We start from the raw sequence: 24,898 nt of genomic DNA, 5'->3' as shown, positions 1-24,898 counted from the left end.
ATCGGCCCACGTCGGCGACCGGCGGGCAGCCTGCCGCCGACGTGGGCCGTGGTCCGGATCAGCTCACCAGCGCGTTCACCGGCTGGCTCAGCAGCTGAGCGCAGCGCAGCAGGCCGAGATGGCTGTAGGCCTGCGGATGGTTGCCGAGGGAACGCTCGGCCACCGGGTCGTACTCCTCGCTGAGCAGCCCGGTCGGCCCGGCCACGTCCACCAGCTGGGCGAACAGCGCCTCGGCATCGGAGCGCTTGCCGATCAGCAGGTACGCCTCCACCAGCCAGGCCGCGCACAGATGGAACCCGCCCTCGCCGCCGGGCAGGCCGTCGTCGTGGTGGTAGCGGTACACGGTGGAACCGCTGCGCAGCTCCGCCTCGGTGGCGACGACGGTGGCCGCGAAACGCGGATCCGACGGATCGATCAGCCCGCTCAACCCGATGTGCAGGGTCGCGGCGTCCAGATCGGTGCCGTCGTAGGCGGCGGTGAACGACTGCACTTCCTCGTTCCAGCCCTTGGTCTTGACCTCGTCGGCGATCTGATCGCGCAGCGCGGCCCACTCCGGATGGATCGGGCGGTCGAACTTCTGCGCGAGGGTGAGCGCCCGGTCGATGGTGAGCCAGCCCATCACCTTGGAGTACACGTGGTGGCGCGGATTGCCGCGGATCTCCCAGATGCCGTGGTCGGGCTCGTGCCAGCGCCGCTGCACCGCCGAGACCATGGCGTGCACCAGCTCCCAGTCCTGATCCGGCAGCGCCATCCGCGGATCGCCGACGCCCTGGGTTTCCCTTGCGTGCGCCAAGGTGGCGATCAGATCCACGATCGGGCCGAAGACGTCCAACTGGACCTGCATGTTCGCCGCGTTGCCGACGCGCACCGGCCGCGATCCGGCATAGCCGGGCAGCTGATCGATGACGGCCTCGGGTGGCAGCGTCTCACCGTAGAGCGTGTACAGCGGGTGCAGCCGCTCAGGGCCGGGCAGCGTCTCCAGCACCCGGTGCACCCAGCCGAGGAAGTCCTCGGCCTCGCTCAGCGAACCCAGCGACACCAGCGCCGACGCGGTGAGCGCGGCGTCGCGCAGCCAGCAGTAGCGGTAATCCCAGTTGCGCACGCCGCCGATGTCCTCGGGCAGCGAGGTGGTGGCCGCGGCCAGGATCGAGCCGGACGGTGCGTGCACCAGCCCGCGCAGCGTCAGCGCGGAGCGCTTCATCAGATCCGGCTTCAGCGGCGGCAGGTCAAGCGAGGCCGCCCAGGAGGACCAGTAGGTCTCGGCGATCCGCCTGCGCTCGGGTTCCGGCGTCATGGCGGGCGCGAGATCCGGTGTGCCGCATCGCAGTTCCAGCACCACCGGACCCTGCGACGGATCGACGACGGCGGTGGCGGAGCTGTGCACGCCGTCGCTCTGGATGGTCCATTCGACGCCGGGGGAGCGCAGCACCGTCGGATCGTTGGTGCCGCGCACCCGCAGCCCGTTCGGCTCGGCCTCGATGGTGACCGGCACCTGGCCGAATTCCGGACGCGGCGCGAAGGTCACCACGGCGCGCGTGTCGCCGGTGATCACGCGAGTCAGATCTGTGCGGTCGGGCGCCACGTCATGCGGCAGATAGTCGACCACTTGCAGCTTGGCCCAACGGGTTTCGACGGTCATGGTGCCGTCGATGTAGCGCTGCGACAGCGGCAGGCCCGGCCGTTCCGGTGCGATGCTGAAATGCCCGGCCTGCGGTCCGCCGAGCAGATGGGCGAACACCGCGGCCGAATCGGGTTCGGGATGGCAGAACCAGGTGACGGTCGCGTCGGGCGTCAGCAGCGCCACCGAGCGCGGGCTCGCCAGCATGCTCAGCCGCTCGATGCGGGGCGCGCTGGCGCCGGCCAGCCAGGTGCGGCGCTCCTCGAGCAGAAAGGCCAGCGCGCACGACACGGCCTCGGTATTGGGCACGCGGTACTTGGCCAGGCTCTCGCCCTCGCCGACCTTGATGCCGACGTCGGGACCGGACAGCATCCGGAAGGCCTTCTCATCGGTGACGTCGTCGCCGAAGAACACCGCCGCCGACGCGCCCTCCTGATGCCGGATGGTGTCGAGCGCGCTGCCCTTATCGGTGGGGATGACGGCCAGCTCGATGACGGCCTTGCCCTCGGTGACCTGCACCCCGACCCAGCAGGCCGGGCCCTGGCGAACCTGATTGAGCGCGCGCCGCCCGATCTCCGGCCCGGCATTGCGCACATGCAGCGCGATGCTGGCCGGCTTGGTCTCGACCGTCACGCCCGGATTCTCCGCGGCGATCTGATTCAGCGCGGTGGTCAGTTCTTGCAGCAGCTGCTTGGCGTCGTTGTCGATGGCGTGTACGAAGCCGACATCGAACTCCGAGCCGTGGCTGCCGATCAGCTGCACCTCGACGGGCAGCCGCGACAGCGCCGCGAGATCACGCAGCGCCCGGCCGGAGATGACGGCGGCCGTGGTGCCGGACAGGCCGGCCAGCGCGCGTAACGCGCGGACCGACTCGCCGTGCGGGTACGCCTTGGCCGGATCGGACACGATGGGTGCGATAGTCCCGTCGTAATCCGATGCGACCAACAGGCGTGGGACCCGCGCGACCGTCGACAGGGCACGACGAAGTTCCAGTGGGAGATCCTGTGCGCTCACGCATCCAACCTTATGGATCGGAGGAGTTTTTCAGGGGGCGCGCATGACAATACTGGGTTGAATTCTCATCACCGACATGCGGCGATGCCCGTGTGCTGCCCGTGTGCCGCCTCTTTGCTCAGGAGTTGTTGCCGAGCAGCAGGTCGACGGTCAATTCCAGGCGTTCGGTGACGTCGGTCGCCGAGGCCCTGCGGGTGAGCCAGGCCACCAGGTTCGACAGCCACACGTCGCTGATGACGCGGGCGATGGCGAGCTGGCGTTCGGTGGGTTCGCCGTCGTTCATGGCGCGGGCGAAGACCCGGTCCATCACCTTGCCCACGCGATCGACTTCGGCGGCGGCGGAGGCGTCGGCGAACATGAATGCGCGGGTCATGGCCTCGGTGAGCAGCGGATCGCGCTGCATCATCCGGGTGATCTGGGTGAGCAGCAGGTGCATCCGTTCGCGCGGGGTCTGCCCGGCCAGCGGCTTGCGTTTGCCCTCGATCTGCTCGAATTCGCGCGAGAGCGCCGACACCAGCAGGTGCACCTTGGAAGGGAAGTAGCGGTACAGCGTGCCCACGGCGACGTCGGCGCGTTCGGCCACGGCGCGCATCTGCACCGCGTCGTATCCGCCCTTGGAGGCCAATGCCAGCGTCGCATCGAGGATGCGCTTGCGGCGTTCGCGCTGCGCGCTGGAGCTCAGCTCGTCCTCGCTGAGCGTGGTCACGGCGGCTCGGGTGCCCGCTGCGGGCGCCCCGTTCGAGTCGGCCGGCTGCGAACGGGAGGGGCTGGCCATCGGTGCTGGTCCTTTCGTGTCGGGCCGCGGCGGAGTGCGAGGCCCGCGTGGATTCGCGGGGCGTCACTCGCGCCGGACCCGCTCGGTCGGTGGGTCGTACGCGTTCGATCCTGTGGACGAAAGCATCGCTTGACTTCCGCCCGGCCAGGATATTAGAACATGTTCTAGGTGTGGGAGTCACGCCGGAAAGGCGGTATGTACTGTGACCATCGCCACCACTGACGAGCATAAAGCCGTTCAGGAGTCGATGAGCGGATGGGCTGCAGCGGTACGTCCGATTGCAACAATGCGGGACGATACGACCGGCTTCTGGCGCACGTACTGGGATCAGCTGACCGACCTCGGGATCTTCCGGGTGGCGGTCGACGAGCAGGCCGGCGGCGCGGGTGGATCGATCACCGATCTCGCCGTGCTGGTGGAGCAGGCCGCGCACGATCTGGTGGGCGGACCGGTGCTCACCACCGCGTTGGCCGGCGTGGTGACCGGCGGACGACTGGACGAACAGCAGCCGTGCGGAGTCGCACTCGACACCGTTGTCGAGTCGGCGAGCAGCTTATCGGCTGTGGATCGCCCGCGGCAGGGTGACGGCGGTGAGCTGGTGCTCAACGGGGTCTGGGAGACGGTGCTCGGCGCCGCGCCGGGCGCTGCGGTGCTGCTGCCGGTGCGGATTGCCGACGGTTCGCGTTGGTGTCTGATTCCCGCCGCAGCCCCCGGTGTGACCATCGAGCCTCTGCCGGCATTGGATCCGAGCACCCCGCTGGCGCGGGTCCGCTGCGCCGAGGTCCAGGTGTCCGCCGCCGACGTGTTCGCCCCCGATTTCGCCGTCGAAGACCTGATCGTCGCGCTCACCACGGCCGAACTGGCCGGTGTCGCGGGCTGGTGCCTGGAGACCGCGGTCGAATACGCCAAGGTGCGTGAGCAATTCGGCAAGCCGATCGGCAGTTTCCAGGCCGTCAAGCACATCTGCGCGTGGATGCTGTGCCGCACCGAGCTGATCCGCTCGGTCGCCGCCGACGCCGCCGCGGCCGCCGACGACGCCCTCGCGAACCCCGCAGGCTCCGAACTGCCGATCGCCGCCGCCATCGCCGCCGCCATCTCCCTCGATGCCGCGGTCGATACCGCCAAGGACTGCATCCAGGTGCTCGGCGGTATCGGCTTCACCTGGGAGCACGACGCGCACTTCTACCTGCGCCGCGCGACCGCGCTGCGGCAGCTGCTCGGCGGCGGCGGGTACTGGCGCGCGCGGGTGACCGAATTGACCAGGGCGGGTGCGCGCCGGACCACCGGCGCCGACCGCATCCTCGCCGACGTCGCCACCGAGACCGCATCGTCCGGCGAAGGCGTCGGCGCCGCGGTGGGTGTGGCGGCCGCCGTCGGCAACGCGGCCGCGGTCTCGCTCGAGCTCGGTGCGGCCGCGACCGGTGTGGCCGCCGAGGTCGCCGCGATCGCCGCACTGCCGGTCGATCAACAGCGCAAGGCCATGGTCGAGGCCGGCCTGGTCATGCCGCACTGGCCCGAGCCCTACGGCCGCGCCGCCGATCCGATGACGGGCCTGCTCATCTCGGAGGAACTCGCCCGCGCCGGATTGGAGACGCCGGACCTGGCGATCGGCGGCTGGGCCGTGCCGACCCTGTTGCAGCACGGCACCCCGGAGCAGATCGAGCGGTTCGTCTGGCCGACCCTGCACGGCGATGTCGTCTGGTGCCAGCTGTTCAGCGAGCCGGGCGCCGGTTCCGATCTGGCCGCGCTGCGCACCACCGCCACCAAGGTCGACGGCGGCTGGATGCTGCGCGGGCAGAAGGTGTGGACCTCGCTGGCCGACACCGCGAACTGGGGCATCTGCCTGGCCCGCACCGATCCGGCGGCGCCCAAGCACAAGGGCATCAGCTACTTCCTGGTCGATATGCGCAGCGCGGGCATCGAGATCCGTCCGCTGGTGCAGATCACCGGCGAGGCGAAGTTCAGCGAAGTCTTCCTCGATGACGTCTTCGTCCCCGACGAGTGCGTGGTGGGTGCGCTCGGCAACGGCTGGAAGATCTCCCGCTCCACGCTGTCCGCGGAGCGGATCGCCATGGGCGGCAAGGGGATCGGCCAGCTGCTCGAAGAGCTGGTCGGCAAGCTTCCCGCGACCGGCCCCGGTGCCGAGCTGATCAACGACCGGCTCGGCCGGTTCGTCGCCGACGCGACCGCCGGGCTGCTGCTGGAGCAGCGGGGTGCGGCGCTGATCCTGGCCGGCGCCGACGCGGGCCCGCAGAGCAGCGTGCGCAAGCTCGTCGGGGTGCGGCACCGGCAGGAGGTGGCCGAATTCGCCGTCGAGGTGGCGGGCCCGGCCGGCGCCCTCGACAACGAGGCGACCAAGGAGTTCCTGCTCACCCGCTGCCTGTCCATCGCCGGCGGCACCGAGCAGATCCTGCTGACCCTGGCCGGTGAGCGGATCCTCGGGCTGCCGAGGGATGGCAGCTGAATGCGCGAACAGGACACGGGGCCGGTGGCTTCGAGGAACGACTGGAGATAAGCGTGGACTTCACCAGAGACGAGGCCCAGGACGCCGTGGCCGAGGTCGTCGTGAGCTTGCTGGAGCGGGAATCGGCCCGCGAGGCCGACCTGTGGCAGCCGTTCGTGGACACCGGCCTGCCCGCGGTGGCGCTGCCGGAGCGGTTCGGCGGTGACGAGATGGGCGTGGCCGCGGTCTCGGTGCTGCTCACCGAATTGGCCATCGACGCGGTCGCCATCCCGGCGCTGCCGACCTTCGGTTTCGGTGTGCTGCCGCTACTCGGCGCGCCGGATGCGGTGGCGGAGAAGGTATTTCCCGTTGTCGCCGAGGGCGCCGTGCTCACCGCGGCGCTGCACGAACCCGGTGCGCCGTTCACCACCAAGCCAGCGACCAAGGCCGTCGCCGAGGGCGGCAAGGTGCGCATCACCGGCCACAAGGTGGCGGTGCCCTACGCCGAGCAGGCCCGCTGGATCCTGGTGCCGACCGAGGTCGGTGTCGCCGTGGTCGACGCGGCCGCCGCCGGCATCACCCGCACCGCGTCGCCGGTATCGGGTGCGGTGCCGGAGTACACGCTGCATTTCGATTCGGTCGAGATCCCGGCCGAATGGTTGCTGCCGGAAGCACTGGCCGATCTACATCGCTGTGCACTGGCCTCGATCGGCGCCGTCGCCGATGGCCTGCTGGAGGGCGCGCTGAAGCTCACCGCCGAGCATGTGCGCACCCGTCATCAGTTCGGCAGGCCGCTGGCCGAGTTCCAGGCGGTGGCCCAGCAGATCGCGGACCTGTACGTGGTCTCGCGCACGCTGCACGCCGCCGCCCTGTCCGCGAACTGGGCGCTGGCCCAGGACGATTCGAGCCCCGATCACCAGTCCAGGATCGACGACGATCTGGACGTGCTCGCCTACACCGTGGCCGCGGAACTGCCGCGCGCCATGCAGAAGTGCCATCACCTGCACGGTGGCATCGGCGTCGACGTGACGCATTCGATGCACCGCTACTACTCCCAGGCCAAAGATCTCGCCCGCTGGCTGGGCGGCGAGTCGCTGCGCCTCGACCGATTGGGGGCCAGATGTTCATCGATCTGACCATCGAGCAGCGCAAGCTGCGTGACGAATTACGTTCCTACTTCGCCGATCTCGTCACGCCTGAAGAAGAAGCCGCGATGGCGGTGAACCGGCACGGCGACGCCTACCGCGAGGTGGTGCGCCGGATGGGGCGCGACGGCTGGCTCGGCGTCGGCTGGCCCAAGGAGTACGGCGGGCAGGGTTTCGGGCCGGTCGAACAGCAGATCTTCTTCAACGAGGCCGTCCGCGCCGATGTGCCGTTGCCGCTGGTCACCCTGTTGACCGTGGGCCCGACGCTGCAGCAGTTCGGCACCGAGGAGCAGAAGCAGAAGTTCCTGCCGGGCATCCTGTCCGGCGATATCCATTTCGCCATCGGCTACTCCGAACCGGAGGCAGGCACCGACCTGGCCGCCCTGCGCACCAGTGCGGTGCGCGACGAGTCCGGCGACTGGATCGTCAACGGGCAGAAGATCTTCACCACCGGCGCACACGAGGCCGATTACATCTGGCTGGCCTGCCGCACCGGTTCGGTGGAATCGCGCCACCGCGGCATCACCATCCTGATCGCCGACACCAAGGACCCCGGCTACTCCTGGACGCCGATCATCACCTGCGACGGCGCCCACCACACCAACGCCACCTACTTCGACAATGTGCGCGTCCCGGCGAACATGCTGGTCGGCGAGGAAAACCGGGGCTGGAAGCTGATCACCACCCAGCTCAACCACGAGCGGGTCAGTCTCGGGCCGTCCGGCAAGATCGAGCAGCTCTACGACAAGGTCGTCACCTGGGCCCGCCCGCGCGGCTTGCTCGACGAGCCCGACGTCTGCCGCTCGCTCGGCCGCATCCACGCCATGGTGCGGTTGAACGAACTGCTGAACTGGCAGGTCGCCGCCACCCACGGCAGCGGCGACGAAGCCCAGGTGATCGCCGACGCCTCGGCCACCAAGGTCTACTCCACCGAATCGCTGCAAGAGGCGGGGCGGCTGGCCGAGGAGATCGTCGGCCGCTACGGCGATCCGGCCGAACCGGCCACCGCCGAACTGCTGACCTGGCTGGATCGGCGCACCAAACAGAACCTGGTCGTCACCTTCGGCGGCGGCGTGAACGAGGTCATGCGTGAGCTCGTCGCCACCGCCGGTCTGCGCTTGCCGCGCGTGCCCAGATAGCAAGCATCAACCAACGAAGGAGCAGCGCGTGCCGGAAACACTCACTCCGGAAGCGATCATCGCGGCCGGTGAGAAGATCATCGCCGGGGGCGAATCCTCGCATCGCGCGGGCCGCGACCCGGTCAACCAGCCGATGATCAACAACTGGCTGGAGGCGATCGGCGACAAGAATCCCGTCTACGTCGACGAGGACGCCGCCCGCGCCGCCGGTTTCGCCGGAATCGTCGCCCCGCCGGCCATGGCTCAGGTGTGGACCATGCCCGGCCTGCACGGCCACCGCGCCCCCGACGATCCGATGAACGCCACCATGGCGCTGCTCGACGAGGCCGGTTTCACCTCCGTCGTCGGCACCAACTGTGAGCAGACCTACCACCGGTACCTGGTGCCGGGCGAGCAGGTCACCGTCACCAGCGCGCTCACCGACATCACCGGGCCCAAGCGCACCGGGCTGGGGGAGGGCTGGTTCATCACCTTCGCCACCCGCTGGTACGTCGGCGACGAGCTGGTCACCGAAATGCTGTTCCGGATGCTGAAATTCGCGCCGGGCACCGCGAAGCCGGCCACCGAGCCCGAGCCCGATCTGTCGGCGCGGGTGCGTCCGCTGGTCTCGCGCGATACCGAATTCTTCTGGGCCGGAACGCGTGCCGGTGAGCTGCGCATCCAGCGCATGCCAGACGGGACGCTGCGCCATCCGCCGGTGCCCGCGATCTGGCAGGACAAATCCGAGCCGGTCGACTACCTGGTCGCCTCGGGACGCGGCACAGTCTTCAGCTACGTCGTGCATCACGCCCCGAAGGTGCCGGGCCGTCAGCTGCCGTTCGTGGTGGCGCTGGTCGAATTGGCGGAAGGCGTGCGCATGCTCGGTGAACTGCGGGGCATCGAACCCGGCAAGGTCGAGGTCGGGCTGCCGGTGCAGGTGGACTTCGAGAAACTCGACGACGAGACGGCACTGCCGTTCTGGAAGGTGATCGCCGCATGAGCGGGTCAGCGCCCGTAGGAGGCAGCTTGCGTAACCACGGAGGGCGTCCCGCTCATGCGAATGGGCACGAGCCCGCCACCATCGAACCGGCCGCCATCGCGGTCGGTACCGAATTGCCGGAGCTGGTGATCCACGCCGATCCCACCTTCGTCATCAGTTCCGCGCTGGCCACCCGGGATTTCCAGGATGTGCACCACGATCGCGACAAGGCGGTCGAGCGCGGCTCCAAGGACATCTTCGTCAACATCCTCACCGATACCGGGCTGGTGCAACGCTTCGTCACCGATTGGTCGGGGCCGCGCACCATCGTCAAGAAGATCGCGCTGCGCCTCGGGGTTCCGCTGTATGCCGGCGACACCCTCACCCTCACCGGGAAGGTCACCGCCATCGACGGCGACGACATCCACCTCGCCGTCACCGGGCGCGACAGCCTGGGCGACCACATCGTCGCCACCGTCGTGATCGCCATTCGTTCTTCGGAAGCAGGTGCCTAGATGAGTGCACAGTCGGCGCTGTCCGGCCGGGCGGCGATCGCGGGAATCGGTGCCACCGATTTCTCCAAGGATTCCGGGCGCAGTGAATTGCGGCTGGCCGCCGAGGCCGTCACCGCGGCACTCGCGGACGCGGGTTTGACGCCCGCCGACGTCGACGGCCTGACCACCTTCACCATGGACACCAACACCCAGGCCGCGGTCGCGCGGGCGGTGGGGATTCCGCAGCTGAAGTTCTTCAGCGACATCCGCTACGGCGGCGGGGCCGCGTGTGCCACGGTGCAGCAGGCTGCCATGGCCGTGGCCACCGGGGTGGCCGATGTGGTGGTGGCGTATCGGGCGTTCAACGAGCGCTCGGAATCGCGGTTCGGGCAGTTCTCCACCGCTCTGGCGACCGCCCCCACCTCCTCGGGTGTGGATGCGGGCTGGTCGTATCCGCACGGTCTCGGCACCCCGGCCGCGCAGGTCGCCATGGTCGCGCGCCGCTATATGCACGTATACGGCGCCACCAGCGAGGATTTCGGCCGCATCGCCGTCGCCGACCGCAAACACGCGGCGGTGAACCCGAATGCCTTCTTCTACGGCAAGCCGATCACGCTCGAGGATCACCAGAATTCCCGCTGGATCGCCGAGCCGCTGCATTTGCTGGATTGCTGCCAGGAATCCGACGGCGGCGTCGCCATCGTGGTCACCAGCGTCGAGCGGGCCAAGGATCTGCCCAACCGTCCCGCCGTCATCACCGCCGCCGCCCAAGGCAGCGGCGCCGATCAGTACGTGATGACCAGCTACTACCGCGACGCCATGACCGGCCTGCCCGAAATGGGCTTGGTCGGCGACCAGCTGTGGGCCCAGAGCGGCCTGCGCCCCGAGGACATGCAGGCGGCCATCCTCTACGACCACTTCACCCCGTTCGTCCTGATGCAGCTCGAGGAACTCGGCTTCTGCCCCCGCGGCGAAGCCAAGAACTTCATCGCCGACGGCGCGATCGAACTCGGCGGCCGCCTGCCCCTCAACACCCACGGCGGCCAACTCGGCGAGGCCTACATCCACGGCATGAACGGCATCGCCGAAGCCGTCCGCCAGATCCGCGGCACGTCGGTGAACCAGGTCGAAGACCTCACCAACATCCTCGTTACCGCGGGCACCGGCGTGCCGACCTCGGGCCTCGTCCTCAGCGCCGCCTGAGTCACCGAGGGTCACATGGCCGAGAGGTCTTCTCGGCGTTTGCCGCGGCCATGTGACTCTCGATGGATCGCTTCCGCGTCGAGCGGCGTGCAACGGTGAGATGAACGCCGGCGACGACCGTGAGAAATCCGACGACGCAGCCTTCGGTGGCGAGGCGGCATCGCACCGCCCCGAAGCTCACGTGGACTATCTGGCGATGCGGCGCGAGGCGGATGAGTTCTTCGGCAACGAAGACCGCCTCGATGACGACGACCCGTGGCAGCGTGCGCGTGGCGGACCATCGGACAACGATCAGGGGAGTGCCCCGCGCAGGTAGGCGCTGAGAACGCCGGCGAGCTGGACCGCGCTGTCCGGAGTGCCGGTAGGTAGGCCGGTCCGTGCCCCGGCGAAGCGGTCGAAGGTGGCGCCTTCGATGACGGCGATGAAGTCGGCGGCCGCGGTGTCCGGGTCCTCGGCGCCCAGGTGCTCGAACAGGGCGCGGGAGCGGGGGTGGGAGAAGAGGCTGCCGACGAGGCGGGGGTGCAGTTCGGGGTCGGCGCTCAGTTCGATGGTGAGCGCGTAGCGGACGATCAGGTGCGCGCGGCGGCGGGCCAGCAGGTCGTCCAGCCAGGCGCCGATGCCGCCCGCAAGTTGGGCGATCACCTGCGCATGATCGCCTGCCTCCGGCGTCGGCGGGCTGTCGGGGAATGCGGCGAGGAAGTCATCGCGGGTGCGTGCGGTGATGTGGTCCACCACTGCCTCGAGTAGGGCGCGTTTGGTGCGGAAGTAGTACGAGGTCGAGCCCGCGGGCAGGGCGAGCGCGTTGTCGAGAGCGCGATGCGTGAGTGCGCGAATACCCTGCGCGGCAATGAGTTCGATCGCCGCATCGACGATCAGTGTGCGTCGATCCTGAAGACCCATCGCGCGTCCTTTCCGATTCCTGCCGGGGTGTCCCGATCGCCCCGCACCCGCTCGCGCCGCTCATGTTGGCGCGCGCCACCCGTGTCGGCCAGTGCCGGGCGACCCTCGCCGCCGGTCCTTGGCGCCGAATGGGCCGGCACAGCACCGGCCCCGCACCACCCCGGTGTGTCCGAGGTAACCACGGCACGGCGCCGAACCACCACTACTCTACATCTGTAGAGGAGGTGTCATGGAAACAATCCGATGGGACGCCGATCAGGAACGCGCCGCCGCTGCACTCGGCCGGTTGCTGGACCGCCATCATCGCCCGCGCAAACATCATCGCGGCGTCTACCTGCACGGCCGCCCGGGCCGTGGGAAGACCATGGTGATGGACCGCTTCTTCGCCTCCGTCGACTCGAAACGCAAGCGTCGCTTCCATTTCCACACCTTCTTCGCGAGCCTGCACGCCGAGAACCACGCCCGCGGCTCCATCGACAAGGCCATCGACACCCTGCTCGGCAACGCCCAGCTGGTGTGCTTCGACGAATTCCACGTCCACGACATCGGCGACGCCATGCTCATCGCCCGCATGCTCGACGCTCTGTTCGCCCGCCGCCTGACGCTCGTCGTCACCTCGAACTACGCGCCGGCCGAACTCCTGCCGAACCCGCTGTTCCACGACCATTTCCTGCCCACCATCGAACGCATCGTCGCCGAACTCGACGTCGAATCCCTCGACGGCCCGCTCGACTACCGCACCGTCGCGCACGGCCGCGCGACCGGTTTCCGTGCCGGCCGCTACATCGTCGGCCCGCCGCCCCGCACCGAGCCCGGTTTCGGCCGTATCAGCGGTCCGGCGTCGAGCGCGCCCGGCGATGGTGCACTCCGCCGGTTCGGTCGCACGCCGGATCCGGCCGTACCCGTCGATGGCCGGCCCGGGCACGTCGGTCACCCGTCGGATCCGGTTGTGTCCGTCGATGGCGGGCCCGGGCACGTCGGTCACCCGCCGGATCCGGTTGTGTCCGCCGATGGCCGGCCCGGTCAGATGGGCCGCACGCCCGGTCCGTCCGCGCCCTCCCGTGCGAGCGCGCGGATCGAACCCGGTGTAGCGAATGCCCCCGGTCGCGTGTCGGCCGACGAGAACCGTGCCGACGCACCGGCGGTCCACGATTCGCCGGGCAGCACCAGTCCGCGAGTCGAGGTCGCAGTGGGCAGCCGGACCGTGCGGGCACTGGCCGTCGACGCCACCACCATCACCCTCGATTTCGCCGACCTGTGCGCCGTCCCCACGTCCGCCGCCGACTATGTCGACCTCGCCGAGCGTTTCCACACCTGGAACCTCTACGGCGTCCCGCTCCTGCGCGAAGTCCCACCCGATTGGGCCATGCGTCTGGTCAACCTCGTCGACATCCTCTACGACGCCGATCGAACCCTCACCGTCTACGCGCAGGCGCCGGTCGCTGAGCTGGTCGACGGCGTGCGCGGCGTGCCGGATATCGCAAGAGCGGCGAGCCGTCTTGGTGAGTTGTCACAAACCGAGGCGGTCGCTGTCAGTTAGCTGAACCAAGGTCCGCCGCGCCCGCCGCGACCTGGGACGGGGCAGTTAAAAAGGACGTTCTCCGAAGTAATCGATTCCCTCCCGAGCGGACCGTTCGGCATGTAACTATGTGGCTGTTTTGGGCAGTACACAAGTATGGGGTAACGCAGTGGTCCGGTCGCGAGCGCCGATATCGCGCGTGATCGTGGTGATCACGCTGCTCGTCTGCGCCGTTATCGCCTTGCGCGGCTATCTGCCGGGCGTCACCGAATCCGAGGACGACGGCCCGTCGGCCATGTCCGCCATCGCCGTGGCGCTCATGCCCGTGCTGCTCACGGTGTCGGTGGTCATCCTGCTGGCAGGTGTCATCGCCAGCCAGCACCGGCTGCCGCTGGCCATGCCCGAACCCGATCCGGATACCGATCGCGAGCCCTGGAAGCTGGGCCGCGCCGGGCTGATCGTGCTGGGCATCCTCACCGCGCTGGCGCTGCTGTTCGCCCTCGTCTCGGCCGTGTACTTCGTCGGCGTGCAACCCGACGCCGACACCTCGGTCGCGCCCCCGACGGGCACCGCCACCCCGAGCCCGACCACCGGCGATACCCAGCCCTCCGACCCGGCCACCGCTACCGAACCCGCCGAACTCGCGGGCACCGCACTGGTGCTGGCCATCGTCGCCGCCGTGACGTTGGTGGCCGTGGCCATCGCGGGCCTGGTGGTCGTCGCCGTCACCACCCGCCGCACACCCGCCCCCGAACCCGAACCGGTCGCGCCCGCCGCGGAGACCGCTGCCGATTCGCTGGCCCGCGCCGCCGAGATGGGCCTGGCCGCCATGGCCGCACCCGGCCAGGACCCGCGGACCGCGATCATCGCCTGCTACGTCGCCATGGAGCGTGGCCTCTCGGCGGCCCGTTCGGCGGCCCCACTGGCCTCCGACACTCCGATGGAGGTGCTGGCCCGCGCGTTCGAGCACGGCGCCCTGCACGACGCGTCGGCGCGCGAGCTGGTGGCATTGTTCGAAGAGGCCAGGTTCAGCCCCCACTCCATGATGGAATGGCAACGCATGCGCGCCGAACAGTTGCTGCGCATCGTGCTCGCCGACCTGCAAGGGGAGGTGGTGCCCACATGACCCGCCTGAGCATGATCGTGACGGCGGTACTGGTGGTCGTGGTGATCGAGTTGGTCACCCTCGGTCGCGCCCGCGAGGCGATGCTCGCCGCCGCCGGCGTCCCGGTGGCGGTCGCCTTGGGCTGGCTGGTGTGGTCCCTGCTCGGCCGCTCCGGCCCGCGTGAGCCCGAATTGCCCGACGAGATCGAGAACGGCCCCGCCGAGATGCTGCACCGCTGGCATGCCAGGGCGCAGATGCTCGCCGACCGCGCGGACGGCACCCGCGCGGATTGGGACCGCTACCTACGTCCCCTGCTGGCCAAGGAGTTCGAATTGTCGGCCGGAGTGCGGGTCGCCAAGAACCGCAGGGCGATCGAGGCCGCCGGAATCCACCAGTTCGGTCCCGAACTGTGGCGTTGGGTGGATCCGGCGAACTCGGAATTGCGTGACCAGGTCGGTCGCGCACCGGGGCGGGAGGCGTTGGACGAGATCCTGCGCCGACTGCAGAGAATGTGAAACGGGTTGAGCAAGTGCGAGTAGACAAATGACGATGCCTTTGGACGTGACCGTCCAACGCAGTGAGGCCGTGTTACGGGAGCTGTCCCGGGTCGTGGTCGGCAAACGAGACGAGTTGCAGCTCATCTTGATCGCGGTGCTCTCCGGCGGGCATGTGCTGATCGAGGACCTGCCCGGCCTCGGCAAGACGCTCATCGCCAGATCGTTCGCCGCCGCGCTGGGCCTGGATTTCGCCAGGGTGCAGTTCACCCCGGATCTGCTGCCAGCGGATCTGCTCGGGTCGACCATCTACGACATGTCGACCGGCCGGTTCACCTTCCGTCGCGGCCCGGTGTTCACCAATATGCTGCTGGCCGACGAGATCAACCGGACCCCGCCGAAGACCCAGGCGGCGCTGCTGGAGGCGATGGCCGAGGGCCAGGTCAGCATCGACGGTGAAACCTTCCCGCTGCCACAGCCTTTCATCGTGCTGGCGACAGACAACCCGATCGAGTACGAAGGCACCTATCCGCTGCCGGAGGCGCAGCTGGACCGGTTCGCCATCCAGTTGCGGCTGGGCTATCTGTCCGAGCGCGATGAAACCCAGATGATCCGGCGCAGGCTCGAACGCGGCGCGACGGTCCCGCAGGTGGGCCAGGTGGTGGACGCGAACGGCCTGATGGAGATGCGGCATTCGGTCGAGTTCGTCACCGTGCACCCGGACGTCGTCGGCTATGTCGTCGCGCTCGCCGCGGCGACCCGCGGCCATCCGCAGGTGGAGGTGGGTGCGAGCCCGCGCGCGGAGTTGGATCTGGTGCAGATGTCACGGGCGCGGGCGCTGCTGCTCGGCCGCGATTACGTCATCCCCGAGGATGTGAAGGCGCTGGCGATTCCGGCCATGGCGCACCGGATCACGCTGCGCCCGGAGATGTGGGTGCGCCGGATCCGGGGTGAGGACGTGATCTCCGAACTGCTGCGTCGACTGCCCGTCCCGCGCGCCGCCACGCCATGAGGCATCGCGACTCGAGCACCGCGCTCGAGGCCGAATTAGAGTGGCGCCCGGCACCATTGGTGTACATGCTGGCCGGATGTGCGGCCGTCGCGCTGGTCCTGGCGATCGCGGTGAACAGCTGGCAGCTGGTGGTGTTCGCGGCGCCGCTGCTCGGGGTGCTGGCCACGGCGCCGTGGCAGCAGTCGCGCACCCGCATCCAGATCGACGGCGGCCCGACCCAGCGCTGCTTCGAGACCGAGGAAGTGGTGCTGACGGTCGCGGCGTTCGTCGAGGAAGGTCATGCGCTGCTGCGCTGCACCCCCGAGCCGACCAAGGGGCTGGAGACGGTGATCGAGGAGGCCAGTGATTCCGGTGCGGCGCCGGCCGGCCTGCGGCTGGCGTTGTCGGCCACGCGATGGGGCCGCTATCCGGTGAACGTGCGGGTATCGGCGTTGAGCCCGGCCGGTCTCGCGGTGGCCACGGTGCGGCGGCCCGCCGGGCAGCTGTTCGTGTACCCGATCACCGATCCACAGCGAATGCGGTTGCCGCGCACCGAACTTCCCGAACGGCTCGGTGTGCACCTGACCCGCAAACACGGGCCGGGTGTGGAGTACGCCGATATCCGCGCGTACGCGCCGGGCGATCAGCTGCGGATCGTGAACTGGCCGGTCAGTGCGCGCCGCGGCCGGCTGTACGTCACCGAGCGGCTCACCAACCGTTCCGCCGACGTCGTCGTGCTGATCGACACCTCCTTGCAGGCGCCCGGCCCGGCCACCGATTCGCTGGAGTTGTCGGTGCGCGGTGCGGCGCAGGTGGTGCAGTCGACGTTGCAGGCGGGCGATCGCACCGCCGTGGTCTGCCTCGGACAGGATCCGCGCTGGCTGCGCCCCGATATCGGCCGCCGCCAGTTCTACCGCATCGTCGACACCGTCCTCGATGTCGGCGACGAGCACATCCCCACCACCGGCACCCTGGCCCCGCACGCCGCCGTGCCGCTGGGCGCGATCGTCATCGCGTTCTCCACCCTGCTCGATACCCAGTTCGCGCTCGCCCTGATCGACCTGCGCAAACGCGGCCACGTCGTGGTGGTGGTCGACGTCCTGCGCGGCACCCCGTTCGCCGAAGGTCTCGATCCGACGCTGGCCCGCATGTGGCAGCTCGAACGCGCCACCATGTACCGCGATATGGGCACCGTCGGCGTCGACATCGTGTCCTGGCCCGAAGACACTCGTTTGGATCAGATCATGCGCCTGCTGCCGCAACACCGCCGAACCGTCCGGGTGCGCCGATGATCCGTTTCCTCGCCGTCCTTTCCGGTGTGCTGCTCATCGGCTCGATCACCCTGATGATCCCGTGGGCGGGCCTGCCCGCCATCGCCCTTGTCGCCGCGGGCTGGTGGTTCCGCCCCGCCGCGGTAGCTGCCGTACTGCTCGCCGTCGGTGTGCTGGCCTGGTCCGACACCGGTGTATTGGCTGCCGCCGCAACAGGTTTGGTGGCCACCGCCTACCTGCTCAATACCGCAACCGTCACCGCCCCGGTAGGCGTGGTCCCGACCACCATCCCCTCCGTCACCGGCGCCGTAGCGTTCACCGTCATCGCCGCGGCCGCTGCCCTGCTACCCCTCCGCCTGGCGTGGGTCCCCGTGGCCGCCCCCGTCCTCGTGATCGTCCTGTTCGGCCTGCTCGTCCACAGCATCGCCCGCCGCTCGAACAACGATCGCCGGCCACAACCCGCCCCGTGACCCGAGATCGCGCGGGCGGCACACCGTCGGCACCGACGATCCGGCCCTGCTGAGGCGGACATCGGTCGGCGAATCGGGCAGAAATTGCCCAGTTTTCGGCCGCCTGTAAAGATACGGCGACTCCGGTTCCGGAGCTTTTTCCAGCGGAAAGATCTTTCGATGAGTGTGAAGAACAAGGTCGGCTTTGCCACGGTGGCGTTCGGCCTGGCGGCCGGGTCGGTGTTCGGTGCCGGCTCGGCGAGTGCGGAGGGGCAGTTCGCGGCGATCGCGTTCAGCGGCCAGACCGTGCTGTACGGAGTCAGCGTCGATGAGCCCAGCGATGAGGCTGCGCGCAACGCGGCGCTCGCCAACTGTGGTCAGGCCGACTGCCAGGTGATGATCTCCTGGGCCAACGGCTGTGGCGTGCTGGTGGAGAACAACGAAGGCGTGGCCGCGGCGGCCGGCGCGACCAGGGACGAGGCCGAGCGCGCCGCATTCCGCAAGCTCGCCGAGCACCACCCGACCGCACTGCTGGCCAACGTCGGCTCGGCCGACCTGAGCGGCGCCAAGGTCGTCGACGTCGTCTGCACCGCCAACGCGCGCTGATCGAGGCAACCGAGCGGGCCCGGGCTCTTCGGGGTCCGGGCTCGCCGCGTGGGACGTTGTGACATCGCCGGCGGCTGGCTCTCGTTCGCCGATGCCTACCTGGTGGCCCTGGCCGAGTCCGATCCGGGTTCGCCGGTCGCCTCGTTCGACAAGGGAATCGGCAAGGTGGGCACTGTCCGGCGGGTCGAGCCGGGCGCGTGAGGTTGCGCTGGCGCTCTCGGCCGGGCCTACTCCACGGGACACTTGGCGTTTGGGGCGAGTGGCTTGGCGTTTCGGTCGCGTGGGGTGGGGCGCGGCGGGCGTTGCCTCTGGCATGACAACGACGACTCTCACCGCCGCACCCTCGGCGCCGGCTTTCGCGCGGCGAGCGTGGCCGGCTCTGCTCACCATGTTCCTCGGCAGCTTCACCCTGGTGACCTCGGAGTTCCTGCCGCCGGGAGTGCTGACCGCCCTCGCGGAGGATCTCCGTGTCCAGGAGGGCGTGGTCGGGCTGTCGGTGAGCGCGACGGCGTTGACGGCGCTGCTGGCCGCGCTCGGGCTGAGTTCGCTGTTCCCGCGGGCCGATCGTCGCACCCTGCTCATGGTGCTGACCGTCGGTGCCGCGGTATCGAACCTGGTTGTGGCGCTCGCCCCGAACATCGTCCTGCTGCTGATCGCGCGGCTGCTGCTGGGTGTGGCGGTGGGCGGCTACTGGTCGATGGCGCTGGTGATCGCCACCCAACTGGTGCCGCCCGAGCGGCTCGGCAAGGCGATGATGATCGTGAACGCGGGCACCACCGTGGCCACGGTGGCCGGGGTCCCGCTCGGAGTGCTGTTGAGCACGTTCGCCGGATGGCGGGTCGTGTTCGTGGTCGCCGCGGCGCTGACGTTGGTGGCGGCCGTCGCGGTGCAGGTGGTGCTGCCACCGATCGCGCCGACGCAGGGTGTCGGCTGGTCGGCCATGGGTGGTGCCCTGCGCGCACCGGGTGCGGCGCTCGGCCTGATCAGCGTCGTCGCCGTGATCGGCGGGCATTTCGCCGGCTACACCTACATCCGTCCGGCGCTCGACGAGCTGCTCGGCGCGGGGCCGACGGCGATCCCGGTGTTGTTGGCGCTGTTCGGCATCGGTGGCCTGATCGGTAATTTCGTGCTCGGTTCACTCGCCGACCGCCGGCTGTGCGTGCTGCTGGTGGCGGTGCCGGTGGCCATCGGCGGCTCACTGCTCGCGATCATCGGTTCCGCCGCCCTCGCCCCGCTCGCCTATGTCGCGGTGGTGATCTGGGGTGGTGCGTTCGGCGGCATCCTCAATGTGGTGCAGGTGTGGGTGTCGCGGGTGCTGCCGGATCGGGTGGAAGCCGGAAGCGGGCTGCTGGTGGGCGGATTCCAGCTCGCGATCATTCTCGGTTCGGCCGTCGGTGGACGTGGGGTGGACGGCATCGGCCTGGCCGCGACCTACGGCGTGGCCGCCGCCGCTGCCGTGTTCGGCGCGATCACACTGCGTCTGTCGCTGAGCCGGGCCGCCGGCTGACCGCTACGTCGAGGTACCGGCCGCGCGTCGCCATTCCGACGGCGTGCGGCCGGTGTGCCTGCGGAACGCCCGCCCGAACGCCGTCTCGGACCGGTATCCAAGGCGCCGGGCCACCGCCCCGACCGAGGCGTCCTGTTCGGCAAGGAACCGCTGCGCTCGTTCGACCCGCAGCTGCGTCAGATAGCGGCCGGGCGTGAGTCCGGTGGCCGCCTGGAACCGCGCGGCGAACCCCGACCGCGAGGCCAGCGCCACCCGTGCGAGCGCTTCGACCGTCCAGTCCTTGCCGGGGTCTGCGTGCATGGCGGCCACCGCCCGCGCGACCCCCGGCTCGTTCACTCGCAACAGCCACCGTTTCGGCGCGCACCCGCGCTGGTGCCAGGATTCGATGGCCATCGATGCGATCAAGGTGGCCACCCGATCGCCCTGCACCCCTTCCGGTTCCGCGCATTCCTCGATGAGGTGCCGCATCATCGTCGCCGCCAGCGGCGTGTGCCTGGCAAACTCGGTGAGCAGCACCCGCTGCGGCAGCGCGGCCATGGCCGCGCCGGTGCGCGCCGGGGCGAGCTGGAGGCGCAGCACGGTGGTTTCGGAGAGCGCGTGCAGCGCGAAGCGATCCTCATGCGGCACGAACAGGAAGTCGCCGGGTGTCAGATCCTCGGACTCGCCGAGTCCTTCGACCCGGATCAGCCCGTCGATCACCAGGATCGCGTTCGCTCGACCGGACAGGAACTCCCACTCGCCGGCCCCGTGCTCGAACACGTCGCGGCGCACGAACCGCCACTGCAACCCGGCCAGCACTTCGTCGAGGCCACTCCGGCCCGCCTCCACCAGCGCCATCGTGTACTTCCCTCGGTGATCGACTCCTGCCTGATCACGGTACCAAGATCGGCTCGGTGGCGTTCGGTGCGAGAACGGCAGGCCGGAGTCCGATGGTGGCCCGGTTTGCCCGGCGCGTTTCACGGAGGCCCGGGGAGCCGGCGCCGCCCGGCCGCGACCTCGGAGGCGAGATCGTCGTAACCCACCGCGAGTTCGGCCAGTCGCTCCCATGCGTCGCCGAGTTCGCCGGAGCCGTCGGCGAGCGCCGCAGCGAGCTGACCGCCGATCGGGTACCGGCCGTATGGCACTGGCAACGCCGTGGTCCCTGCAACTTGGTGGGTCTCTGACCGCAGATTATTCGCGCTACTGCGCCGCGCAGTCAGGAATGCCGTGCCGGATTGCGCTGTGGCGCAACGCATTAGCTGTAGATCGAAGGCGACCCTGCTTGTCCCCCTCCCACTCCGATACGCTGCACAGCATGCAGGCGGAGGGGGTGCACACCACCAGGGGGAAGATATGGCGCTGGAACCGAAAGCGCGCAACGGGCATAGTCCTATCCAAAGCTGGTGATCAAATCTGGTTCGGCGTGGATTCCTTGTGGGGTAGAAATTTCGACGATATCAACCTCGGGGATGCAGTCGAAGTCGAGTACGAGAATGCTCAGCAGGATTCGCACAGTTTGCGTGCTGGTCGAATAACGTGGATTAATTAGCAATACCTTATTTCCGGGGGGATGAAATGAATAAGGTTTCTCTACCTTCAATAGTCGCCGCTATACTGCTGGCTGCGGTGCCAGTATCCGCCGAGGCGGCTCCGAATCCCGTAGACATGGAATTTTCCAGAAGCAAGCCGCACGATGACCACGACAATAATGTGGCGAGATTCACCGGCCAGGTGGACTACAGCACAGGGACTTTCGCTTGGTCCTTGAAGCTCGAGCCCGCCGCTCGAAGGTCGTGTACGGATCGATGAGCTGTCGAACCACGATAGGCGGAATTGCCGGATACTCGGATAACCATCCTGAAATCCCGCCGGACTATCTACTCCACTCCAGTGTTCGGATCGACCAGGGGCGTTGGTATCGACTTCGAAGCAGGTGCGACTTCAAGGTATTGACGGATACCGGAATGCAGCCGGGTAATGTCGAAACCGCCGTGGATTTCATCGCGAGATAAGGTGCTGCTGCGAGCTGGCTTGTGGTCGAGGGCTGATGGTGAGTGGCGCCGCAATATCGTCGACGGCGTCAAATTCCTACTATCGGAAGCCGCCTTGGACGAGCGGGGACGCCCGGAGCTGATGCGCTACAGGGGACCGGGGAGTCGGCGCCGCCCGGCCGCGACCTCGGACGCGAGATCGTCGTAACCCACCGCGAGTTCGGCCAGTCGCTCCCATGCGTCGCCGAGTTCGCCGGAGCCGTCGGCGAGCGCCGCATAGGCCTGGGCGGTGTATCGGGCCAGGCGGTCGACGATGGTGCCGAGGGTTTCGGTGTGCAGGTGTGCGGAACCGGGAGTCGGTGGGATCTGGCTGTTGACCCAGGTGTCGATCGCGCGGATGTGGCGTAGGCGCTCGGCATCGAGGTCGTCGATCGCCTTGCGGTCGTCGATGCTCTCGCGCGCACTGCACAGTCGGCGTTCGTGCAACGTGGTGAGCTGATAGGCCAGCCGCAGCATCGGATGATCGGTGTACATCTCGGTGCGGCAGGCGTGCAGTAGGCGATGTTTTCCGGGTAGTGGGTGATTCGGCATCGCGTCTACGAAACACCGTGCGCTGCTATGGGGGAGGCCGTCCGTCGAGGTTTGTGCCCGGTCCCAGGGTGCCTTCCGTGTCGGCGGGTGTGTGTTATCCGTTGCGGACCTGCGGACCCCGCTACCTGCGGGTCCGCAGGTATTCGTCGTGGTCGCGGTCTTCCCGATAGAACCGCTGGGTGATCGAGATCAATCTGCCGATCTCATTGCTCAGCGCCGCCGGGCTCGCCGGTTTCGCGACGATCGGGTCGCCGGTTTTCACGTAGTAGCGGCCGTCGTCGTAATCCATCCACCAGAAACTGCGGCCGAAGGAGGGGCGTGCGTCGACGGCGGGGCCGGGGAAGACCATGATCTCGCCGAACGAGCGCCGGGTGCGTTTGAAGACCCGGTCCAGCTGCTGGGTGAGGCTCGCCTCGCCGTGGCCGCGCACGTACCGCGAGCGGTCGGCGGCGAGTTCTTCGCGCCGCACCTCGAGCGGCGGCGCGGTCCCGGCCTGCGCTTTCGGCAGTGCCGCAAGGGCTTGCGCGGGCACCTGATCGGCCGCACAGGCGGTGACGACGACGTCACCTCCGATGTCCTCGGCCGTCCCCGCCAACTGCACCAGCGCCGCGCCCGCGTACCCGTTCACGGCCCCGTGGAATCGGTAGGTCGTCCCCGATCCCTGCTCCCCGAAGCCTTTGATCTCCACCCGCGCCTCGGGTTCACGCAGCACCTCGAGCACCCGCATGAGCTCGACGGAGTAGAACCCGTCCAGCAGCTGTGCCACCGCCGCCTCACGCTGCATCCGCAGGTCTTCGAAGCTGTCGGCGACCGGCCGGTAGCGCAGCGGGTAGGGGAGGCGATCGGAACCATAAGCGGACCACAGGATCTGGAATTGCAGGCCGGTGAAACGCCATTCGGTCATGCCCGCACCTCGACGGCCCGCGGTGCACTCGGAATCCGCCGGTTCCGGATGCCTCTGCGCGGCGGGCAGGGTGTAGCGGTCGGGATCCGGCCCGAGGCCGCGCTCGGGCGGCACGATTCGATTCCCGTTGCCAGGTGGGGGCCGGCGAGAATGTGGATGGTCGGCTCGTTCATGCGGTTCACCCCTCGCCGATCACCGGCGGCACGGTCTTGGGTGTCGAATCCAGCCCGGTGAGTTCCTCGCCGTGTTCCTGGGTGATCAGATAATCCTTGATCCCCGAGGTACCCGACTTCTCCTCGTCCTGGCTGCCGCCCCGCGCGCCGCCCATGCCGCCCATCGGCATACCACCCATACCCATCCGGCCGGCTCCGGCCGCACCACCACGCCCGGCCGCGGCCGCCGCGGGCGCCGCGCCCGACTGGGGCTGCCCACCGCCGGGCAAGCTGCGCCCCGCCCCCGGCTGACCGCTGCTGCCGGCGGAACCGCCGCCCGAACCGCCGCCGCGCCCGGGGAATCCGGAACCCGACCCCGAGCCTCCGGAGCCGCCGGGCAGGTAGCCGGTGCCGGTCGGCGTGCCGGTTCCCGTCGTCGTCGGCCGCCCGGTGTCGGTCGGTGTACTGGTGGTTTGTGGAGTGCTCTGGGTTTCGGTGCTCGCGGCGGTGGTGCCGGTGTCTTCCGGTTCGGTGCTGGTCTCGCCACCGGTGTCCTCGCCACCGCCGGTTTCGCCCGTGCCGCCACCGTTCTCACCGGTACCCCCACCGTTCTCACCCGTGCCGCCACCGTTGTCGCCGCCCCCGCCGCCGTTCTCGCCGCCGCCCTCACCAGGCGGAACGTACGGCTGATCCGGCCCGTCGTCGACGACCTTCGGCGCGGCGGGCAGCACCGGAACACCATGGTCGGTCTGATGCGCGACCTGCCCGTAGACGGTGCGCAGAATCCGCCGCCCCTCATCCTCGGCTTCTTCGGCGGTGTAATCGCCTTCCTTCATGATCCCGTCGGGCGGAAGAACCTTGCCGTCCAGATCTTTCGGTGGTTCTGCGGTGGGCATTAGCGCTTTGGTCTGGTGCAGGCCGGTCACCAGCTCGTGCAGCTTGTTGCCGACGAGATGGGCAGCGGTGCTCAGCGGTTCTGTGCGGGTCGCATAGGTGTTGACCGCCTCGACGGCCTTCGCTCCGGAAACACCACCCCACGCCGGTGCCTTGCCTTCGCCGCCCACCGTCTTCTGGAATTCGGTGTTGAACGCCGCCGCAGCGTCTTTGATGTCCTTGCCGATCTGCCACCAGGCCACCCCCGCGGCCTCGACCAGCTCCGGCTTCATCTCGTTGACCTTCTGCACCATCTCGGCCAGCGTCATCGTGTCGTAGTTGTCGGGACCTTTGATCCGTGGATCCTCGTACTGCCCATCGAATGTCGAGGCGACGAGCGCTGTCCCGATATAGATCGCCGACCGATCCTGATTCCACTGCCGCTGCGCATCGATGACTTTGCGCCGGTACTCCTCGTAGTCGTCGCTCATCCCACCCCGCCCTGATCGTGCTCTGGTCGATCCACGCTACCAATCGAGGCCGCTCCGGCACCATTGGCCAGAGCCTCAGTAATCGCCGCCCGGCCCTGGCGCGCGGCGTCCGCCACCGTATGGCGAGGTCGCACAGGCTACCGCGAGTTCGCATAGGTTCTAGCCAGTGCGAGCTCGCTATACGGTGTGCGACCTCGCCATACGGTGGCGGACGCCGCGCGCCAGGGCCGGGCGGCGATTACTGAGGCTCTGGCCAATGGTGCCGGAGCGGCCTCGATTGGTAGCG

At 68.9% G+C, this 24,898-nt stretch carries 24 protein-coding genes; 16 read left to right on the top strand and 8 right to left on the bottom strand.

Going from position 1 to position 24,898, the window contains the following annotated elements:
* Positions 1-58: 58 nt before the first annotated feature.
* Both otsB and kstR read right to left on the bottom strand, forming a co-directional pair.
* Entirely contained in the window at positions 59-2,632 is a 2,574-nt protein-coding gene (gene otsB / locus GV790_RS12960; RefSeq protein ID WP_163813610.1) for a trehalose-phosphatase, read from the bottom strand.
* 118 nt (positions 2,633-2,750) lie between these two features.
* Entirely contained in the window at positions 2,751-3,407 is a 657-nt protein-coding gene (gene kstR / locus GV790_RS12955; RefSeq protein WP_175585883.1) for a cholesterol catabolism transcriptional regulator KstR, read from the bottom strand.
* A gap of 202 nt (positions 3,408-3,609) precedes the next feature.
* Between kstR and GV790_RS12950 the strand changes: the two genes are divergently transcribed.
* The 7 genes from GV790_RS12950 (at position 3,610) to GV790_RS12920 (ending at position 11,105) form a co-directional block, all read left to right on the top strand.
* On the top strand, positions 3,610-5,871 hold the full coding sequence (locus GV790_RS12950) for an acyl-CoA dehydrogenase (protein ID WP_163813609.1): 2,262 nt from the start codon (positions 3,610-3,612) through the stop codon (positions 5,869-5,871).
* Positions 5,872-5,924: 53 nt separating this feature from the next.
* Entirely contained in the window at positions 5,925-6,986 is a 1,062-nt protein-coding gene (locus tag GV790_RS12945; protein WP_163813608.1) for an acyl-CoA dehydrogenase family protein, read from the top strand.
* On the top strand, positions 6,971-8,134 hold the full coding sequence (locus tag GV790_RS12940) for an acyl-CoA dehydrogenase family protein (RefSeq protein WP_163813607.1): 1,164 nt from the start codon (positions 6,971-6,973) through the stop codon (positions 8,132-8,134). The genes GV790_RS12945 and GV790_RS12940 overlap by 16 nt, the downstream gene beginning before the upstream one ends.
* Positions 8,135-8,162: 28 nt before the next feature.
* Entirely contained in the window at positions 8,163-9,113 is a 951-nt protein-coding gene (locus tag GV790_RS12935) for a bifunctional MaoC family dehydratase N-terminal/OB-fold nucleic acid binding domain-containing protein (protein ID WP_163813606.1), read from the top strand.
* Positions 9,114-9,193: 80 nt separating this feature from the next.
* The gene (locus GV790_RS12930) at positions 9,194-9,607 is read left to right on the top strand and encodes a MaoC family dehydratase (RefSeq protein WP_163813701.1); all 414 of its coding nucleotides are present in this window, start codon (positions 9,194-9,196) and stop codon (positions 9,605-9,607) included.
* Positions 9,608-10,789, top strand: a complete 1,182-nt coding sequence (locus tag GV790_RS12925; RefSeq protein ID WP_163813605.1) for a lipid-transfer protein — start codon at positions 9,608-9,610, stop codon at positions 10,787-10,789. It abuts the gene before it with no gap.
* 100 nt (positions 10,790-10,889) lie between these two features.
* Positions 10,890-11,105 (top strand): hypothetical protein, encoded by a 216-nt coding sequence (locus tag GV790_RS12920; RefSeq protein WP_163813604.1) that lies wholly within the window; start codon positions 10,890-10,892, stop codon positions 11,103-11,105.
* Here GV790_RS12920 and GV790_RS12915 read toward each other — a convergent pair.
* On the bottom strand, positions 11,081-11,689 hold the full coding sequence (locus tag GV790_RS12915) for a TetR/AcrR family transcriptional regulator (RefSeq protein WP_163813603.1): 609 nt from the start codon (positions 11,687-11,689) through the stop codon (positions 11,081-11,083). The two genes, GV790_RS12920 and GV790_RS12915, sit on opposite strands and share 25 nt — an antisense overlap.
* A gap of 229 nt (positions 11,690-11,918) precedes the next feature.
* Here GV790_RS12915 and zapE point away from each other — a divergent pair, with 229 nt between their 5' ends.
* The 9 genes from zapE (at position 11,919) to GV790_RS12865 (ending at position 19,631) form a co-directional block, all read left to right on the top strand.
* Complete coding sequence (gene zapE / locus GV790_RS31080) at positions 11,919-13,229, top strand: cell division protein ZapE (protein ID WP_256673253.1); 1,311 nt, start codon at positions 11,919-11,921, stop codon at positions 13,227-13,229.
* 178 nt (positions 13,230-13,407) lie between these two features.
* Positions 13,408-14,334, top strand: a complete 927-nt coding sequence (locus tag GV790_RS12900; RefSeq protein ID WP_163813602.1) for a DUF4129 domain-containing protein — start codon at positions 13,408-13,410, stop codon at positions 14,332-14,334.
* Positions 14,331-14,828: a hypothetical protein gene (locus tag GV790_RS12895; RefSeq protein WP_163813601.1), complete on the top strand. Its 498-nt coding sequence runs from the start codon at positions 14,331-14,333 to the stop codon at positions 14,826-14,828. The genes GV790_RS12900 and GV790_RS12895 overlap by 4 nt, the downstream gene beginning before the upstream one ends.
* A 28-nt stretch (positions 14,829-14,856) precedes the next feature.
* Positions 14,857-15,819 carry an AAA family ATPase gene (locus GV790_RS12890; protein WP_036532548.1) on the top strand — a complete coding sequence of 321 codons (963 nt, stop codon included), beginning with the start codon at positions 14,857-14,859 and terminating at the stop codon, positions 15,817-15,819.
* Positions 15,816-17,090: a DUF58 domain-containing protein gene (locus tag GV790_RS12885; protein WP_163813600.1), complete on the top strand. Its 1,275-nt coding sequence runs from the start codon at positions 15,816-15,818 to the stop codon at positions 17,088-17,090. Before GV790_RS12890 ends, GV790_RS12885 begins: the two co-directional genes overlap by 4 nt.
* Complete coding sequence (locus GV790_RS12880; RefSeq protein ID WP_163813599.1) at positions 17,087-17,539, top strand: hypothetical protein; 453 nt, start codon at positions 17,087-17,089, stop codon at positions 17,537-17,539. The genes GV790_RS12885 and GV790_RS12880 overlap by 4 nt, the downstream gene beginning before the upstream one ends.
* A 159-nt stretch (positions 17,540-17,698) precedes the next feature.
* Positions 17,699-18,124 carry a DUF4189 domain-containing protein gene (locus GV790_RS12875; protein ID WP_163813598.1) on the top strand — a complete coding sequence of 142 codons (426 nt, stop codon included), beginning with the start codon at positions 17,699-17,701 and terminating at the stop codon, positions 18,122-18,124.
* A gap of 48 nt (positions 18,125-18,172) precedes the next feature.
* Positions 18,173-18,325, top strand: coding sequence for a hypothetical protein (locus GV790_RS12870; protein WP_175585882.1), 153 nt, complete (start codon positions 18,173-18,175; stop codon positions 18,323-18,325).
* 112 nt (positions 18,326-18,437) lie between these two features.
* Positions 18,438-19,631 carry an MFS transporter gene (locus GV790_RS12865; RefSeq protein WP_163813597.1) on the top strand — a complete coding sequence of 398 codons (1,194 nt, stop codon included), beginning with the start codon at positions 18,438-18,440 and terminating at the stop codon, positions 19,629-19,631.
* Positions 19,632-19,634: 3 nt separating this feature from the next.
* Here GV790_RS12865 and GV790_RS12860 read toward each other — a convergent pair whose 3' ends face one another.
* From GV790_RS12860 to GV790_RS12840, 5 genes are all read right to left on the bottom strand, one after another.
* Positions 19,635-20,468 carry a helix-turn-helix domain-containing protein gene (locus tag GV790_RS12860; RefSeq protein ID WP_163813596.1) on the bottom strand — a complete coding sequence of 278 codons (834 nt, stop codon included), beginning with the start codon at positions 20,466-20,468 and terminating at the stop codon, positions 19,635-19,637.
* A gap of 119 nt (positions 20,469-20,587) precedes the next feature.
* The gene (locus tag GV790_RS30550; protein WP_175585881.1) at positions 20,588-20,761 is read right to left on the bottom strand and encodes a hypothetical protein; all 174 of its coding nucleotides are present in this window, start codon (positions 20,759-20,761) and stop codon (positions 20,588-20,590) included.
* 987 nt (positions 20,762-21,748) lie between these two features.
* Complete coding sequence (locus tag GV790_RS12850; protein WP_163813595.1) at positions 21,749-22,192, bottom strand: DUF4254 domain-containing protein; 444 nt, start codon at positions 22,190-22,192, stop codon at positions 21,749-21,751.
* 121 nt (positions 22,193-22,313) lie between these two features.
* Entirely contained in the window at positions 22,314-23,096 is a 783-nt protein-coding gene (locus tag GV790_RS12845; protein WP_163813594.1) for an ESX secretion-associated protein EspG, read from the bottom strand.
* 178 nt (positions 23,097-23,274) lie between these two features.
* The gene (locus GV790_RS12840) at positions 23,275-24,612 is read right to left on the bottom strand and encodes a hypothetical protein (RefSeq protein WP_163813593.1); all 1,338 of its coding nucleotides are present in this window, start codon (positions 24,610-24,612) and stop codon (positions 23,275-23,277) included.
* Between the last annotated feature and the right edge of the window lie 286 nt (positions 24,613-24,898).

Origin of the sequence: Nocardia cyriacigeorgica (genome assembly GCF_010858045.1) — a bacterium.
In the GTDB taxonomy this organism is placed as follows: Bacteria; Actinomycetota; Actinomycetes; order Mycobacteriales; family Mycobacteriaceae; genus Nocardia; species Nocardia cyriacigeorgica_E.
The sequence above is the reverse complement of the archived record's forward strand: the minus strand, read 5'-3'. Positions and strand labels throughout refer to the sequence as shown.